Annotated in this window: 12 protein-coding genes; 6 read left to right on the forward strand and 6 right to left on the reverse strand. The window is 66.2% G+C overall.

The genetic code is table 11. The features are described 5' to 3' along the window. Positions 1–40: 40 nt before the first annotated feature. Positions 41–2,539: a TonB-dependent receptor gene (locus tag R9J51_RS12580; protein WP_179504635.1), complete on the forward strand. Its 2,499-nt coding sequence runs from the start codon at positions 41–43 to the stop codon at positions 2,537–2,539. A 141-nt stretch (positions 2,540–2,680) separates the two neighbouring features. On the opposite strand, the gene R9J51_RS12585 is transcribed toward R9J51_RS12580, so the two are convergent. Next, entirely contained in the window at positions 2,681–3,514 is an 834-nt protein-coding gene (locus tag R9J51_RS12585) for an AIM24 family protein (RefSeq protein ID WP_179504636.1), read from the reverse strand. A 167-nt stretch (positions 3,515–3,681) separates the two neighbouring features. Here R9J51_RS12585 and R9J51_RS12590 point away from each other — a divergent pair, with 167 nt between their 5' ends. Then, a complete protein-coding gene (locus tag R9J51_RS12590) occupies positions 3,682–5,025 on the forward strand; it encodes a cytochrome b/b6 domain-containing protein (protein ID WP_432787441.1) in 1,344 nt (447 codons plus the stop codon). A gap of 61 nt (positions 5,026–5,086) precedes the next feature. Here the strand turns inward: R9J51_RS12590 and R9J51_RS12595 are convergent, their stop codons facing one another. From R9J51_RS12595 to R9J51_RS12615, 5 genes are all read right to left on the reverse strand, one after another. Next, a complete protein-coding gene (locus R9J51_RS12595; protein WP_218843468.1) occupies positions 5,087–5,818 on the reverse strand; it encodes a TetR/AcrR family transcriptional regulator in 732 nt (243 codons plus the stop codon). Beyond that, positions 5,775–6,044 (reverse strand): hypothetical protein, encoded by a 270-nt coding sequence (locus tag R9J51_RS12600; protein ID WP_168554775.1) that lies wholly within the window; start codon positions 6,042–6,044, stop codon positions 5,775–5,777. The genes R9J51_RS12595 and R9J51_RS12600 overlap by 44 nt, the downstream gene beginning before the upstream one ends. A 113-nt stretch (positions 6,045–6,157) precedes the next feature. Then, positions 6,158–7,630 (reverse strand): efflux transporter outer membrane subunit, encoded by a 1,473-nt coding sequence (locus tag R9J51_RS12605; RefSeq protein ID WP_179504638.1) that lies wholly within the window; start codon positions 7,628–7,630, stop codon positions 6,158–6,160. Continuing rightward, positions 7,630–9,243, reverse strand: coding sequence for an MDR family MFS transporter (locus R9J51_RS12610; RefSeq protein WP_168554777.1), 1,614 nt, complete (start codon positions 9,241–9,243; stop codon positions 7,630–7,632). Before R9J51_RS12610 ends, R9J51_RS12605 begins: the two co-directional genes overlap by 1 nt. After that, entirely contained in the window at positions 9,243–10,400 is a 1,158-nt protein-coding gene (locus R9J51_RS12615; RefSeq protein WP_179504639.1) for an HlyD family secretion protein, read from the reverse strand. Before R9J51_RS12615 ends, R9J51_RS12610 begins: the two co-directional genes overlap by 1 nt. A gap of 516 nt (positions 10,401–10,916) precedes the next feature. Here R9J51_RS12615 and ahpC point away from each other — a divergent pair. From ahpC to R9J51_RS12635, 4 genes are all read left to right on the forward strand, one after another. Beyond that, on the forward strand, positions 10,917–11,480 hold the full coding sequence (gene ahpC / locus R9J51_RS12620; protein ID WP_168554779.1) for an alkyl hydroperoxide reductase subunit C: 564 nt from the start codon (positions 10,917–10,919) through the stop codon (positions 11,478–11,480). A gap of 202 nt (positions 11,481–11,682) precedes the next feature. Continuing rightward, positions 11,683–13,239, forward strand: a complete 1,557-nt coding sequence (ahpF, locus tag R9J51_RS12625; RefSeq protein ID WP_179504640.1) for an alkyl hydroperoxide reductase subunit F — start codon at positions 11,683–11,685, stop codon at positions 13,237–13,239. A gap of 202 nt (positions 13,240–13,441) precedes the next feature. Then, a complete protein-coding gene (locus tag R9J51_RS12630; RefSeq protein WP_179504641.1) occupies positions 13,442–14,914 on the forward strand; it encodes an ATP-binding protein in 1,473 nt (490 codons plus the stop codon). 118 nt (positions 14,915–15,032) lie between these two features. Further along, positions 15,033–15,515: a MarR family winged helix-turn-helix transcriptional regulator gene (locus tag R9J51_RS12635; protein WP_168554782.1), complete on the forward strand. Its 483-nt coding sequence runs from the start codon at positions 15,033–15,035 to the stop codon at positions 15,513–15,515. Positions 15,516–15,533: the final 18 nt, after the last annotated feature.

Here is a 15,533-nt window from a genome sequence, read left to right on the forward strand (position 1 = left end):
CCTCCGCGCGCGTGGCAAGGCATGTCGAAAGGGACTGACCATGCTTGTTCGCGCCAATCTCGCCGCGTCGGTGGCCTCTGCCGGCCTCGCGCTCGCCCTGGCCGCTCCGGCCCACGCCGCTGCCGATGCACCGGCTGCCGAAGCCGCTTCCACCGCCACCGCCACCGCCGCTGACGCAGCGACGCAGCCGGTCGATGACAGCATCGTGGTCACCGCCCGCCGTCGCGCCGAAACGGTGCAGACCGTGCCGCTGGCCGTCACCGTGGTGGGCGGCGCGCATATCGAGAACACCGGCGCGTTCAACGTGGGCCGCCTCACGCAACTCACGCCCACGCTGCAGTTCTATTCGTCCAACCCGCGCAACACCTCGGTCAACATCCGTGGCCTGGGCGCGCCGCTCGGCCTCACCAACGACGGTATCGAGCAGGGCGTGGGCATCTACATCGACGACGTGTTCTATGCCCGCGCGGCATCGTCCACGTTCGACTTCCTCGATGTCAGCCGCATCGAAGTGCTGCGCGGGCCGCAGGGCACCCTGTTCGGCAAGAACACCACCGCCGGCGCGCTCAACATCACCACCCGCGCGCCCACGTTCGATCCCGAAGCCCGGCTTGAAGCATCGGCCGGCAACCTCGGTTTCGTGCAGTTGAAGGGCGCGGTCTCGGGCCCGCTGTCCGATACCCTGGCCGTGCGCCTGGCCGGTTCGTTCACCCAGCGCGACGGCACGGTCTACAACGTCGCCCAGCGCCAGTGGATCAATTCGCAAGACAACAAGGGCGCGCGCCTGCAATTCCTGTGGCGTCCCACCGGCGGCGTGGAAGTCACGCTGTCGGGTGACTACAACAAGCAGAACCCCAATTGCTGCGCCTTGATCTATGTGCGCACCGGCGCGACGCAGCGTCCGCTGACCCGGCAATACGCGGCCCTGGCCGCCGCGCAGAACTATGCCGTGCCCAGCACCAACCCGTTCGACCGGGTGACCGACGAAGACGTGCTGCTGCGCGCCAAGAACGAAGTTGGCGGCGTGTCGCTGCGCGCCAAGATCGATACCGGCATCGGCACGGTCACTTCGATCACCGCGTGGCGCTATTGGGATTGGGACCCGTCGAACGACCGCGACTATCTCGGCCTGCCGATCACCACCAAGTCCAACAACCCCTCGCACCAGGACCAGTACACCCAGGAACTGCGCCTGACCGGCGAAACCGGCCGCTTCAACTATACGGTGGGCGCGTTCGGCTTCTATCAGAAGATCCACACCAGCGGCGTGCAGCAGCAAGGTCCGGCGGCCAGCAAGTTCCTGATCAATCCCACCAGCACCGCGCTCTATAACGATCCCAGCGTGCTCAACGGCCTGACTGCCACCAACGACATCACGCTCAAGAACACCAGCGCCGCGATTTACGGCAAGTTCGGCTACAAGTTGAGCGATACGTTCTCGATCCAGCCGGGCGTGCGCCTGAACTACGACAAGAAGGATGGCGTCTATTCCTCCGTCGTCACCGACGGCAACGGCAACCTCGTGGTCTTCGAAACCAACGCCGATGGCACCAGCGCCAACAGCAGCCGCGAACGCGCGCAGCTTGCCGTGCTCGCCCCGCAGTATTTCAAGGCCAATTTCAGCAACTGGAACGTTTCGGGCGACGTCACTCTGGCCTGGGACCCGACGCGCGACGTCCACGTCTACGGCACCTATGCGCGCAGCTTCAAGTCGGGCGGCATCAACCTCAACGGCGTGCCGGCCAACACCGACGGCACCCCGCTGCTGCAGTTTGCCACGATCAAGCCCGAGCGCGTCAACCACTTCGAACTGGGTGTGAAGACCCAGTTCTGGGGCCGCAAGGGCACGTTCAACGTGGCCGCCTTCCGCACCGATATCAACGACTACCAGGCCCAGGTATCGAACTACACGGTGGGCGCGCTGCGCGGCTATCTCGCCAACGCCGAAAAGGTCCGCACCCAGGGCGTCGAAGTCGATTTCGCGCTGCGCCCCAGCGAACGCTTCAGCGTCTATTCCAACGCGGCCTATACCGATGCCAAGTACGTGCGCTTCAAGAACGCGCCGTGCCCGCCCGAGCTTTCGGGTGGCACGCAGACGGTCGATGCCAACGGCAACCTGGTCGGCACGCCCGCGCCCGCCGGCACGCCCGGCATCAGCCCGCTCTCGTGCGACATTTCCGGCCAGGTCCTGCCCGGCGTTTCGAAGTGGTCGTTCTCCTACGGCGGTGAAGTCAACCTGCCGGTCCAGGCGTTCGGCGGCGAAGGCCAGGTCTACCTTGGCGTCGATGGCAACTACCGCTCGCGCTTCTCGTCCAACCCCACGCCCTCGGCCTATACCTGGGTCGAAGGGTACGCGCTCACCAATTTCCGCCTCGGCGTGCGCCGCGATGCGCGCTTCGATATCTATGGCTGGGTGCGCAACGCGTTCGACACGCACTATTTCGACCAGCTGGCGGTTGCCTCGGGCAACACCGGCCTGATCGTGGGCCAGGTGGGCGATCCGCGCACTTATGGCCTGACGGTGCGGACGCAGTTCTGAAACTGCGCCGGGCCCAGGGCTTCGACAAGCTCAGCCCGAACGGATGTTTTCTGGAATTTCCCAGCCAACGTCCGTTCGATCTGAGCCTGTCGAAGGGCCAGTCCTGAGCGTGTCGAAGGGGCCGCAAGCGCAACGCTGCGATCAGCGATTGCCGTCGATGAAGTCGCCCAGCGGCCCCAGGATCGATCCTTCGCCACGGTTGTTGCCGCCGCCCGGAATGGCTGCGGCCACCACCCGGCCGGCCAGGCGGGCAAAGGGCAGCGACTGGATCCAGACTTTGCCAGGGCCGGTCAGCCGCGCAAAGAACAGCCCTTCGCCGCCGAACAGCACGCTGCGCACGCCGCCCGCGCTCACCAGGTCGAATTCCACAGAAGGGGTATAGGCGGCCAGGCACCCGGTATCGACATGCAGTTGTTCGCCCGGTGCCAGTTCGCGTTCCACCAGCGTGCCACCCATCTGGACGAAGACCCAGCCATCGCCGTCCAGCCGCTGCATCACGAAGCCTTCGCCGCCAAACAGCCCGGTCATGATCCGCCGCTGAAACGCGATGCCGATCGAAACCCCGCGCGCCGCGGCCAGGAAGCTGTCCTTCTGGCAGATCAGCGTGCCGCCCAGTTCCGACAGCTTGAGCGGCAGGATCGTGCCCGGCACCGGCGCGGCAAAGGCCACCCGCGCCTTGCCCACGCCGCGGTGGGTGAACACGGTGGTAAACAGGCTGGCGCCGGTCACCAGGCGCTTTCCCGCACCCAGCAGCTTGCCCATGAAGCCGCCGCCGTCGTTTTCGCTGCCATCACCGAACACGGTGGTCATCTCGATCGAGGCATCCTTCCAGACAAAGGCGCCGGCTTCCGCCACGGCGCTTTCGCCCGGATCGAGTTCGATCTCTACAAACTGCAAATCATTGCCGCGAATGGCAAAGTCCACGTCGTCGGCGATGCCGGCGCGGCGGCTGTGGCTCCAAGGGTTGCTGCTCATGAAAAATGCACTCTCCTTTCCGCGCCGGCAATCTGCCACGCCGCACGGGACGCGACCAGCCGGGTTCGGCGCAGCGACGATGGCCATCGATCGATGACATGCGATCGTTGCCGTGCTGCCAACGGCCCGTGCAGCGGCCCGCATCGGCACAGTAGGAAAAGCCCACCGTGCCTGATAAGAACCACGCTGGGTCACCCAAGGACGCAGGAGAATTCGGCCGCATGAACCAGACCTTTGCCACAGGCCTTTCGCCACGGCGCTATGCGCTCAGTGCGATCGTGCTTCATTGGACCATCGCGGCGCTGCTCCTGTTCCAGGTCTCGCTCGGCTGGCGGCTGGAAGACCTGCCCAAGGGCACCGCGCAATTCGCCGGTTATCAGTTCCACAAGTCGGTCGGCTTCCTGATCCTGGCGCTCAGCCTGGCCCGCCTTGGCGTGCGCCTGTTCGCGCGGCGGCCGGCCCCGGCCGAAGGCACCCCCGCGGTCAAGCTGCTCGTCAAGGTGGTGCACGTGCTGCTCTACGCGATCATGATCGTCGGGCCGCTGTCGGGCTGGATCATGGTGTCCACGTCCAAGATCCGCATGCAGACCATGGTGTTCGGCACGCTGCCGGTGCCCAACCTGCCGGTGGGGCAGGGCTGGCACGAAGGGGCGGAAACGATCCATGGTGCGCTTGGGCTGGTCACGATCACGCTGTTCCTGCTGCACGTGGCCGGCGCGCTGCGCCATCATTTCATGGGCGATGACCTGCTGGCGCGGATGATCCCGGCGGCCACGCGGCGGGGCTTGACCATCGGCGCCGTGGTCGCGCTGGCGGGGTCGGTCGGGGCCATGGCCCTGGCCAAGGTCTGGCCATTCGGCGCAAGCGCGCCAGCGCCAGCCGCGCCGGCTTCGGCCGAGCCAAGCGATGATCCTTCCGCCGACGCGGTCGATCTGGCCAGTGCCGCCCCGCAAGAAGCCGCCAGCGCGGCCCCGGCGGCCGATGCCTCCGGTGCTGCCGCGGCGGCGCAGGGGGCCGTCGCCTGGCAACTGGCACCAGGCGGGCGGCTGGGTTTCCACGCGACGTATTCGGGTGACGCCATCAACGGCAGCTTTGGCCGCTGGGACGCGCGCATCCGCTTCTCGCCCGATGACCTTGCGCATTCCAGCCTGCGCGCCACGATCGACCTTGCCTCGGTCGCTTCGGGCGATGCCCAGCGCGACGATATGCTAAAGGGCGACAACTTCTTTGGTGCCGCCGCCCATCCGCAGGCGATCTACACCGCCTCGCGCTTCCGCGCACAGTCGCCGGGGCACTATGTGGCTGAAGGCACACTGTCGCTGGGTGGCAAGATCCGTCCCGTGCCGCTTGCCTTCGTGCTCACCATCGATGGCGATCGTGCCAATGCGCGCGGCACGGCCACGCTGTCGCGCACGGCGTTTGGCGTGGGGACCGGTGAATGGGGCAGCACTGATACGCTGCTCGACAACGTGACGGTCGATTTCGCGCTCAAGGCCACGCGCCAGCCTTGAAATGCAGAACGGCACGCCCGGCGGGCGTGCCGCCAGCGAACCCGGCAATAGCGGGGCGCACTCAGCCCAGCGGACCGCCCGGCGAGCCCTGCTGGCGCACCCCGGCAAAGAAATACCCGACATAGCGATCGGCCCAGCGCATGTGCTGGGCGCGGTCCTGCCCATTTTCCGAACTGGCCATCTTAAAGTGGCCCAGGATGCCTTCCAGCCAGAACCGGGCTGCGCTTTCGCAATCGCCGATCACGATGTCGCCGCGCTGCTGGGCCGCTTCAAAGTTGCTGCGGATGGTGTCCACCGCCGTGCGATAGACCATGGCGCGATAGCCGCCCTGGGGGCTGCCGGCGTCGGTATCGAGCCAGTCGATCAGCCGTTCCATCAGCTTGCCATCGGGCGAATGGAGCAACTCGAGCGTTTCCACCGCCCGCAGGCGAAAGGCATCGGCCAGGGGGGCATTGCTGCCCATCGCGCTGATCGCCGCGCGCCGCTTGGCCATGCCATGGTGCACCAGCGCTTCCATCAGTTCGCGTTTGCCGGCAAAGCGGGCATAGATCGTGGCCTTGCCGATGTGCGCCCGGCGCGCCACGCGATCGAACGTGAATGTGTCCAGCCCGGTGTCGAGCAGCACTTGCCAGCTGGCTTCCAGGATCTTGCCGTAAAGCTGCTCGGCTTCGGCCACCGAGGGGCGGCCACGTCGCACCGCCTGGTTGGCCGTGGTGCCGTTGCCGCCGCGCGTATCGGTGGCGGACGCTTCAGTGCCGGGCGCTGGATCCGTCGTGGAACGTGATGCCGTCATCGTTCGGCCCCCCGTTCCCCGGCCCCATCGGCGTTTCGATCCGCGCACCGAACGTGAAGGATGCGCTGAATTCCGTTGGGCGCTGCTGCGGCAGGGCGGAAGCGCTGTCGCGCGCCGCGATCTGGCCAAACCGCGTGCCACATTCGCGATGGGCCGGACACGTCATCTCCAGCCCTTCCTGATAGGCCAGCCAGACGCGGCGGCCGATGCCCGAAAACCAATCCATCCTTCCCGACCCTCGATCCGAGTGGTTCGCGCCTTTGCGGCGCCTTGTCGAGAAAGACTGACATAAATTCGATTCGCCGCAAAGCGCTATAAACGGAACGCGAACGGTTCATTTCAGTGGTCCTGCGCGGGAGCCTGCCAGCCAAGGCCGAGAGCCTTTTCCACCGCGATGAAATCGGTGGTCAATTCGGCGGCAGCGGCGGCGGCGGCCTGCTGCGCCTGAAGCTGCTGGCGTCGCGCGGTCAGCGCATCGGATTGGCCGACGGTGCCGGCATCGGCCCGCTGCTGTTGCAGGGCCTGCGCGCGCGTGGTCTGCACCTGCGTGTCCAGCGCCTTGCCATAGACCTGGCGCTGGCTGCCAAAGCGCGTCAGCGCGCCTTCGGCATCCTGCAACGCGGTCAAGACCGTGTTGCGATACTTGGCTTCCGCTTCGGCATAGGCTTCGCGCTTGTTGGTCACCTGGGCCTTGTTGCGGCCGCCATCGAACAGGTTCCAGCGGATCTGCGGCAAGGCTAGGCCGATGATCTTGCCCGGATCAACCACGTCGCCGATGCTCGTGCCACCCAGGCCCAACAGGCCCATGAAGCTGATCTTGGGCAGGCCAGCGGCAATCTGCGCGCCGATATCGGCATTGGCGGCGGCCAGTTGGCGTTCGGCCATGCGGATGTCGGGCCGGTTGCGCAGCAGGCTGGCGGGATCGCCCACGGCAACGCTCGCCGGGGGCAGGGGCAGGGGGGCGGGCGAGGCCAGCGTGGCATCGAGCGCGCCGGGTTCCTGGCCCGTCAACACCGCCAGCTGGTCGATCAGCACGGTGATGTCGGCGCGCGTCTTGGCGCGGTCGCCTTCGGTCTGGGCGGCCTGGCCGCGTGCCTGGGCCAGCGGCTGTTCGGGCGCGGTGCCGCGTTGCAGGCGCTGCTGTGCCAGATCGACCAGCTGGGCGTCGACGGCCGCCTGCTGGTCTTGCAGGGCAAGCACGGCCTGGCGGGCGCGCAACGAGACATAGGCACGCGCGATTTCCGCCGAAAGCGTGACGCGGGCATCGTCGGCGCTGGCCTGGGCGGCTTCGGCGCGGGCGCCGGCCGCAGTGATCTTGCTGCGGGTGCCGCCGAACAGATCCAGTTCCCAGCTCGAATCGAAGCCCACGTTGTAGATCGTGGTGTCGGTCCGCCCGGTGTTGTCGCCGCCCAGGATATCGGCCGGCACATTGATATAGGGCACGGCGCCCGACACGTTGAGCGTGGGGACCAGCGCGGTCTTGTTGGCGGCAAGGCCGGCGCGCGCCTGGGCGATGCGGGCATTGGCCGCGGCGATGTTGGGCGAGCGGGCCAGGCCCTGCTCGATCAGGCCGCTCAGCACCGGATCATTGAGCGCATCCCACCAGCGCGCGGCCGGCGCGGCCGGCGTGGCGCTGGCGTCACCGCGCAGAAACGCCGATCGCGCGGCAGCGCCCGGCGCCGCATCGGGAGCGCCCGTGTACTTGGGGCCAACCGTGGTGCAGCCGGCCAGGGCCAGCGAGGCCAGCAGCGTGGTGGCGACCGCAGTTGTGGCGGGCGGGCGGTGGGCCAATCGGCGGAAGGAAGTGTGCATCAGTGCATCGCCATCTTGTGATGGCCCTTGGGCAGGGGCCGGAGAAGGAAAACGAGCGGGAGGACGACGGCAATGCCGACCATCAGCGCGATGAATTCATCGGTATAGGCCATGACCATGGCCTGCTTGACCACGGTGCCGTCGATCGCGCGCAATGCGGCGCCCAGGCCTTCGGGCCCGCCACCGAACTGCGCGGCCTGGCTGGAAACCCAGTCCTGCACCGTCGGGCTGTTGGCCGGCAGTGCCTCGTGGATCGTCCAGCGGTGGTATTCCTCGCGCCGCTCCTGCAGCGTGGCGAGCAGTGCCAGGGCGATCGAACCGCCCAGGTTGCGGGCCGCGTTGAACAGGCCCGACGCGTCACCCGCTTCATCGGGCTTCACGCTGGCGATCGCCGCCTGGTTGAGGAACAGCATCGACAGCGCCTGGCCCAGGCCGCGCATCAGCTGCGAGATCACGAAGTCCGATCCATCCGAATTGATCGTCAGCGTGGTATCGAGCCAGCACGAACCGGCCATGATCAGCATGCCTGTAAGCACGACGTAGCGCAGGTCGAACCGCGCCACCAGGATCGGGAACAGCGGCATCATCATGGCCGCGGGTATCCCCGAAAGGAACACGATCTGGCCCGATTGATAGGCATTGTAGCCGGCAATCGCGGCCAGGAACTGCGGGATTACATAAGCCGTGCCATAGAGCACCGAACCGATCAGCAGGCCCAGCACGAACACCGCGGCAAACGCGCGGTTGCGCAGCAGCGCCAGCTTGATCACCGGTCGCTTGGCATAGAGCTGCCCTATCCCGATCAGGACGAAGCCGACCACGGTGACCCCGGTCAGCTTCCAGATCAGGTCAGACTGGAACCATTGCTCGCGGTTGCCTTCTTCCAGCACCACGGTCAGCCCACCCAGTCCCATGGCCATGCCGACGATGCCCAGCCAATCGGCGCTGAACAGTTCGTCCAGCCGCATCTTGGCGTTGGTCAGGCCGATGACCAGGAACACCATCAGCAGGATGCAGATCGGGATGTTGATGAAGAAGGCATAGTGCCACGAGAAATTCTCGGTCAGCCAGCCGCCCGCCAGCGGGCCGAGCACCGGCCCCAGGATCAGGGTGGAGCCGAACAGCGCCGTGCCCACCGGTTGCTGGTGGCGCGGCAGGCGCGTGGCGATGATCGTCATGCCGGTGGGGATCATCGCCCCGCCGGTAAAGCCCTGGCCCACGCGGCCGATGATCATCATCGTCAGCGTGGTGGAAAGGCCGCAGACGATCGAGAACCCGGTGAACAGCACCGAGGCGATCAGCAGGAAGCGCTTGAGCCCGAACACGCGTTCGAGCCAGGCGGTCAAGGGAATGATCACGATTTCGGCCACCAGATAGCTGGTGGCGATCCACGTGCCTTCGGTGGAAGACGCGCCGATTTCGCCCTGGATCGTGGGAAGGGCGGAATTGACGATCGAAATGTCGAGCGTGGCCATCAGCGCGCCGATGGCCCCGGCCACCACCGCCAGCCAGGCGGTGATGTCGGCATTGCCATTGGCCTGTCGGCCGGGCGTCTTGCCCGACGCGCTGCCGGCCCCGCCGCCGGCATCGGCGGGAAGGGTTGCGGCGGCCATTACTTGGCTCCCTGATCCTGCTCGGCGCGGATCGCCTTGATCGCGCCCTTGGCAGCCTTGGTATCGACCTTGACCGTCAGCGACAGGCCGGGGACCAGCACCTTGCGCGATTCCTCACCGGCATTGATGCGGATGCGCACGGGCACGCGCTGGACGATCTTGGTGAAGTTGCCGGTCGCGTTCTGCGGCGGGATCAACGAGAAGTTGGCGCCAGTACCCGGCGTGATCGATTCCACCACGCCATGGAAATCCACGTCGGGCAGGGCGTCGACATGCATCGTCACCGGCTGGCCCGGGCGCATCAGGCCGATCTGGGTTTCCTTGAAATTGGCTTCCACATAGATCGCCTGGGTCGGCACGATCGTGAGCAGGCGCTGGCCGGGCTGCACATACTGCCCCAGGCGCACCGCCGAGGAGCCGACCTTGCCGGCAATCGGGGCGACGATGCGGGTGGTGCCCACGTCGTTGCGTGCGGCCGCTTGCGTCGCCTGGGCCGAGTTGATCTGCGCATCGGCCTGCTGCACCTGCGCCTTGATCGTGGCGATCTTGGCGGTGGCCGCCTCGACCATGGCCTGCTTGGCCCGCACGTCGGCGGCGGCCTTGTCGCGGGCGCTGGTCAGCTGGTCCAGCTGGGTGCGCGGTTCGGCGCCACTCGCGGCCAGCGGGGCATAGCGTGCCGCTTCGCCGCTGTAATAGGCCAGGTCGCGCTGCGAGGCGGCGAGGGCGGCGCGGGCCTGGTTCAGGCTGGCCTGGGCTTCGGCAATGCCGGCGGCCGTTGCCTGCTGCGCTGCACGCGCCACATCCACCTGGGCCTGCGCCTGGTTCAGCTTGGTGCTGTAATCGGTGGGATCGATCTGCACCAGGAACGCGCCGGCATTGACCTGCTGGTTATCGGCCACACCGATCTGCCGGACATAGCCGGCCAGCTTGGAACTGACGGTCACGCCATCGGCCTTGACATAGGCATCGTCGGTCGACTGTACGTACTGGCCGTTGTTGCGGTAATCGATGAAGGCATAGATGCCGTAGACCAGGCCAACGGCCGCCACCCCGATGGCAATGCGGCCGATCAACTTCTTGCGCCCGCTGGGTGCCGGGGTCTCTTCGGCGGCAGGCTGGGCGGCGGACGTTTCGGCAGGGGTGTCGGAGGCGGGCATCGGGGGGCTTCCTGTCAGACGGCAAAAAATGGAACGAGACAGTTCAGTTCTATATCGGCGCAATTGGCGGGCGGCCAGTGGCGTTTCAAGTGCAAGTTTGGAAAATGCCTTTGCAGAAAACGCAATCACGGTGGCGCCACGCCGGGGGGCGGGCTGGGCAGGCGACGCGGGCTGCCCGGGCGAACCGTGGCAAAACGCGAGGATTTGCGGGGGATCGCGCCGATGCGACCAGGCCGCGCCATGCCCGATCCGGGCTTGCGCCCCTGCAATTCGCAACCCCGCGATTGGTTCCCGCCGGTGAAGAGGGCAAATCCGGCCCTTTCGGGCAATCCGGCGATGGCGCTTGGCGCAGCGGGTCTTATCGAAAGGATCAATCAATCTAGGCAGAATTGATCATTGGTAATCCCGGCCTCCGGCGCCTAATTGCTGCCTTGCAACCGGGCCGTGGCGCCTTTGCCGCGCTGCGCCCGGGTTGCCTGACCGCTTTTCACGACCAACCATAAGGAAGTCGAACTCATGTCGATCGTCGGAACCAAGCTCAAGCCGTTCCAGGCCACTGCCTATGTCCAGGGCAAGTTTGTCGATGTCAGCGATGCTGACGTGCTGGGCAAGTGGGGCGTGTTCTTCTTCTACCCGGCCGACTTCACCTTCGTGTGCCCGACCGAGCTGGAAGACCTTGCCGACAGCTATGAAGAGCTCAAGGGCCTGGGCGTGGAAGTCTATTCGGTGTCGACCGACACCCACTTCAGCCACAAGGCCTGGCACGACAGCTCGCCGGCCATCGGCAAGATCAACTACTACATGCTGGGTGACCAGAACCACACCATCTCCAACAACTTCGGCATCCTGCGCGAAGGCGTTGGCCTGGCCGACCGCGGCACCTTCGTGGTCGATCCGGACGGCACCATCCAGCTGGTGGAAATCACCCCCGAGGGCGTGGGCCGCAACGCTGCCGAACTCGTGCGCAAGATCAAGGCTGCCAAGTACTGGCGCGAAAACCCCGGCCAGGTCTGCCCGGCCAAGTGGGAAGAAGGCGCCGAAACGCTGGCTCCCTCGATCGACCTCGTCGGCAAGATCTAAGCGTCTTCGTACAAGTTTTCCGGGGCGGCGCTGGCCGTCGCCCCGGCACTCTGGCGGCGGCGCCCCGGCATACAGCCTTTGAGCCATGCCCTTTTACCCGCGCAAGCCGCTCCGATATTCTGTTAAATTCCGCCCCATCCCAGGCGTGAGGCCGTCCATGGCCCCACGCGGCACGCACCCTCCTGCCTGAGAGAGACAGACCATGCCCGTTCTTGACGCCCCCACCACCGCCCAATTGAAGGGCCTGCTTGGCAACCTGCGCCGCCCGATCGAACTGGTCGCGAGCCTGGACGAAGGCGCCAAGTCTGCCGATACCCGCAGCCTGGTCGAGGAAATCGCCGCGCTGAGCGACAAGGTTTCGGTGCGCCTGGATGGGCAGGACGAACGCCGCCCCAGCTTTGCCATCCGCGCCGATGAGGGACGCGCCCAGGCCGTGTTCGCCGGGCTGCCGCTGGGCCACGAATTCACCTCGCTGATCCTGGCGCTGCTGCACGTGGGTGGCCATCCGCCCAAGGAAGAGGCCGAACTGCTCGATGCGGTGCGTGGCCTGGAAGGCCCGCTGCATTTCGAGACGTTCTTCTCGCTCTCGTGCCAGAACTGCCCGGATGTGGTGCAGGCGCTCAACATCATGGCCGCGCTCAACCCCGCGATCACCCACGTGGCGATCGATGGCGCGCTGTTCCAGGATGAAGTGGAGCGGCGCAAGGTCATGGCCGTGCCGACCGTCTACCTGAATGGCGAACAGTTCGGCCAGGGCCGCATGGATCTGGCGCAGATCGTGGCCAAGCTCGACACCGGATCGGTGGCGCGCGCGGCGGAAAAGATCGCTGCCAAGGACCCGTTCGACGTGCTGGTGGTGGGCGGTGGCCCGGCTGGCGCTGCCGCCGCGATCTATGCCGCGCGCAAGGGCATCCGCACCGGCGTGGTGGCCGAGCGTTTCGGCGGCCAGGTGCTCGACACCATGGGCATCGAGAACTTCATTTCCGTGCCGCACACCGAAGGGCCCAAGCTGGTTGCCCAGCTGGAACAGCACGTGAAGGACTATGACGTCGATGTCATGAACGTGCAGCAGGCGGTGAAGCTCAAGCCGGCCAATGGCGACGGGCTGCACCACATCGAACTGGCCAGCGGCGCCAGCGTCAAGGCCAAGACGGTGATCCTGTCCACCGGTGCGCGCTGGCGCCAGATGGGCGTGCCCGGCGAAGACGAATATCGCAACAAGGGCGTGGCTTACTGCCCGCACTGCGATGGCCCGCTGTTCAAGGGCAAGCGCACGGCGGTGATCGGTGGCGGCAATTCCGGCGTGGAAGCGGCGATCGACCTGGCCGGCCTGGTGGCGCACGTGACGCTGATCGAATTCGACAGCCAGTTGCGCGCTGACGCCGTGCTGCAGACCAAGCTGCGCAGCCTGCCCAATGTGACGGTGATCACCTCTGCCATGACCACGCAGGTGCTGGGTGATGGCGGCAAGGTGACTGGCCTTGTCTACAAGAACCGCGAAACCGGCGAAGAGCACACCGTGGAGCTGGAAGGCATCTTCGTGCAGATCGGCCTGGTGCCCAACACCGAATGGCTCAATGGCAGCATTGCCCTGACCAACCGTGGTGAGATCGAAGTGGATTCGCACAACGCCACCAGCCTGGACGGCGTGTTCGCCGCCGGGGATTGCACCACGGTGCCGTTCAAGCAGATCGTGATTGCCATGGGCGAAGGGTCCAAGGCTTCGCTTTCGGCGTTCGATTACCTGATCCGGCATTGATGATCGCTGGCGTCTAACATTCCCTCCCGCGTAACATTCCCTCCCCCCGACCCCCTCCCGCATGCGGGAGGGGGAGAGCAAGAAGCCCCTCCCGCATGCGGGAGGGGTTGGGGGAGGGCATGTTCCCCATCATACCCCCGCTTTCGACAATCTTTTGCCCCGATCCCCTTGCCGCCGCGCCCCTGCGCGCTAAGAGCGAGGCGTGAGCGCAACCATCGTCATTGGCGCCGACGACAGGTCGGGCGCCGCCGTCCGTATCGATGTGGAAGAACTGCTGGCCACGCGCCTTCTGGTGCAGGGCAACAGCGGCTCGGGCAAGTCGCACCTGCTGCGGCGCATCCTGGAACAGAGCGCCAGCGTGGTGCAGCAGGTGGTGATCGACCCTGAGGGCGATTTCGTCAGCCTGGCTGAACCGTTTGGCCATGTCGTGGTTGATGGATCGGCCTATGACGGCACGGAAATCGTCAAGCTGGCCGCGCGCATCCGCCAGCATCGTGCCTCGGTCATCCTCGCGCTCGACGGGTTGGAACTGGAAGCGCAGATGCGCTGCGCCGCCGTGTTCATGAACACCCTGTTCGATGCCCCGCGCGACCAGTGGTATCCCGCGCTGGTGGTGGTGGACGAAGCGCAGATGTTTGCGCCCGCTGCCGCCGGCGACGTGGCCGACGATGTGCGCCGCCTGTCCCTGGCGGCGATGACCAACCTGATGTGCCGCGGGCGCAAGCGCGGCCTGGCCGGCATCATCGCCACGCAGCGCCTGGCCAAGCTGGCCAAGAACGTGGCGGCCGAAGCCTCGAACTTCCTGATGGGGCGCACCTTCCTGGATATCGACATGGCGCGTGCCGCCGACCTTTTGGGCATGGAGCGGCGCCAGGCGGAAACCATCCGCGATCTGGAGCGCGGCCATTTCCTGGCGCTGGGGCCGGCGATCTGCCGCCGCCCGGTGGGCGTGAAGATTGCCGACGTGGAAACACGTGCGCGCAACGTGGTGCACGGCCTGATGCCGATGCCCAACGCCGCGGGCGAGGAAATGGAAGCCCTGCTGATGTCAGAGCCGCTGATGTTCGATCCGCTGCCCACGCCGCCCGAGCCGGAAGAAGCCGCGCCCGACAGTGGCGAACTGATCGAGCAGATCGCCAGCAGCGTGCCTGCCGCCGAGAAAGTGGAGCCGCCGGCCGAACCCAGCCTCTTCGCCGCCGAGGAAACCGCATCCGACATCGCCGCGATCCTGGCCGAAATGGCGGCCGAGCCCGATTGCACGTTCCAGGCCGCATCGCAGCTCTACCAGGATTTCACCGTGCGCTGCCGGATGCAGCGACTGGGCCAGGTGGGCGTCGACCTGGCGCAGTTCCGTCGCCGCTTTGCCATGGCCGTGGCCGGCATTCCCGACGACCGCGAACCCAAGTGGCAGCCGGCGCTGAAACTGGCCGAGGGCGTGGCCGACGATGTGCTCGCGCCGTTCCTGGTGCTGGCGGTGGCGGCGGTGGAGGGGCTGCCTTGCCCCGACGATGAACGCATGGCCGAAATCTATGGCACGCGCAGCCCGGGGCGCATCCGCCGCCTGCTGGACCATCTGGAAAAAAGCGGGCTGATCGTGGTGCGCACCGATTACGGTGGCCGCCGCTCCATCGGGATTCCCGGGCTCGGCATGACGACTGCGCCCGTGGAAGCGTGAGTTTTGCGGAAGTTCGGACCTGCTGCGCCGCAAAACATTTGCGCAAAATCGGTTCGTATGCCTAATGGACTTCAAGCGGTAACACTGGGTTGTCGCTGATGTTGCGAAAGGCCTGGCTTTGACTTCCGAAGTCCTTACTCGTCAATCGGTTACGCCCGAACTGGCGCTTGACGGGCTGGATTCGGTCCTGGGCCTGCACATCGGCACCACCAACACGCTGTTCGTCTCGCGGCTGGAACGGCAGCTTGAACCCTTGAACGCCACGCCCAAGCAGGTGGCGATCCTGTGGCTGGTCAACGCCAACCCTGGCGTGAAGCAGACCGACCTTTCGCGCTTCTTCAAGATCGAGCGGCCGACGGTGCACCAGTTCGTGCGCCAGTTGATGCGCAACGGCTATCTGGTCAACGAACCTTCGAAGCTCGATCGCCGCGCGGGCGGGCTGTGGATCACCGAAAGCGGGCAGATCACGCTTGCCGAAGCGCGCCGGGTGATCGTGGCGCACGAGGACGAACTGACCGCCTGCCTGACGGTGCGCGAGCGTTCGGAACTGTTCCGCATCCTCATGAAGGTTTACCTGTCGGCGCCGTCGAAAGACGTCTGACCGGTTTCCTGCCTGAAC

Origin of the sequence: Novosphingobium rhizosphaerae, assembly GCF_050920675.1 — a bacterium.
Classification (GTDB): Bacteria; Pseudomonadota; Alphaproteobacteria; order Sphingomonadales; family Sphingomonadaceae; genus Novosphingobium; species Novosphingobium rhizosphaerae.

What these genes read in the sequence shown, in the direction of transcription:
- R9J51_RS12580 (WP_179504635.1), top strand. Translation starts at nt 41, where the DNA reads ATGCTTGTTCGCGCCAATCTCGCCGCGTCGGTGGCCTCTGCCGGCCTC.
- R9J51_RS12585 (WP_179504636.1), bottom strand. Translation starts at nt 3,514, where the DNA reads ATGAGCAGCAACCCTTGGAGCCACAGCCGCCGCGCCGGCATCGCCGAC.
- R9J51_RS12595 (WP_218843468.1), bottom strand. Translation starts at nt 5,818, where the DNA reads ATGACGGCATCACGTTCCACGACGGATCCAGCGCCCGGCACTGAAGCG.
- R9J51_RS12600 (WP_168554775.1), bottom strand. Translation starts at nt 6,044, where the DNA reads ATGGATTGGTTTTCGGGCATCGGCCGCCGCGTCTGGCTGGCCTATCAG.
- R9J51_RS12605 (WP_179504638.1), bottom strand. Translation starts at nt 7,630, where the DNA reads ATGCACACTTCCTTCCGCCGATTGGCCCACCGCCCGCCCGCCACAACT.
- R9J51_RS12610 (WP_168554777.1), bottom strand. Translation starts at nt 9,243, where the DNA reads ATGGCCGCCGCAACCCTTCCCGCCGATGCCGGCGGCGGGGCCGGCAGC.
- R9J51_RS12615 (WP_179504639.1), bottom strand. Translation starts at nt 10,400, where the DNA reads ATGCCCGCCTCCGACACCCCTGCCGAAACGTCCGCCGCCCAGCCTGCC.
- ahpC (WP_168554779.1), top strand. Translation starts at nt 10,917, where the DNA reads ATGTCGATCGTCGGAACCAAGCTCAAGCCGTTCCAGGCCACTGCCTAT.
- ahpF (WP_179504640.1), top strand. Translation starts at nt 11,683, where the DNA reads ATGCCCGTTCTTGACGCCCCCACCACCGCCCAATTGAAGGGCCTGCTT.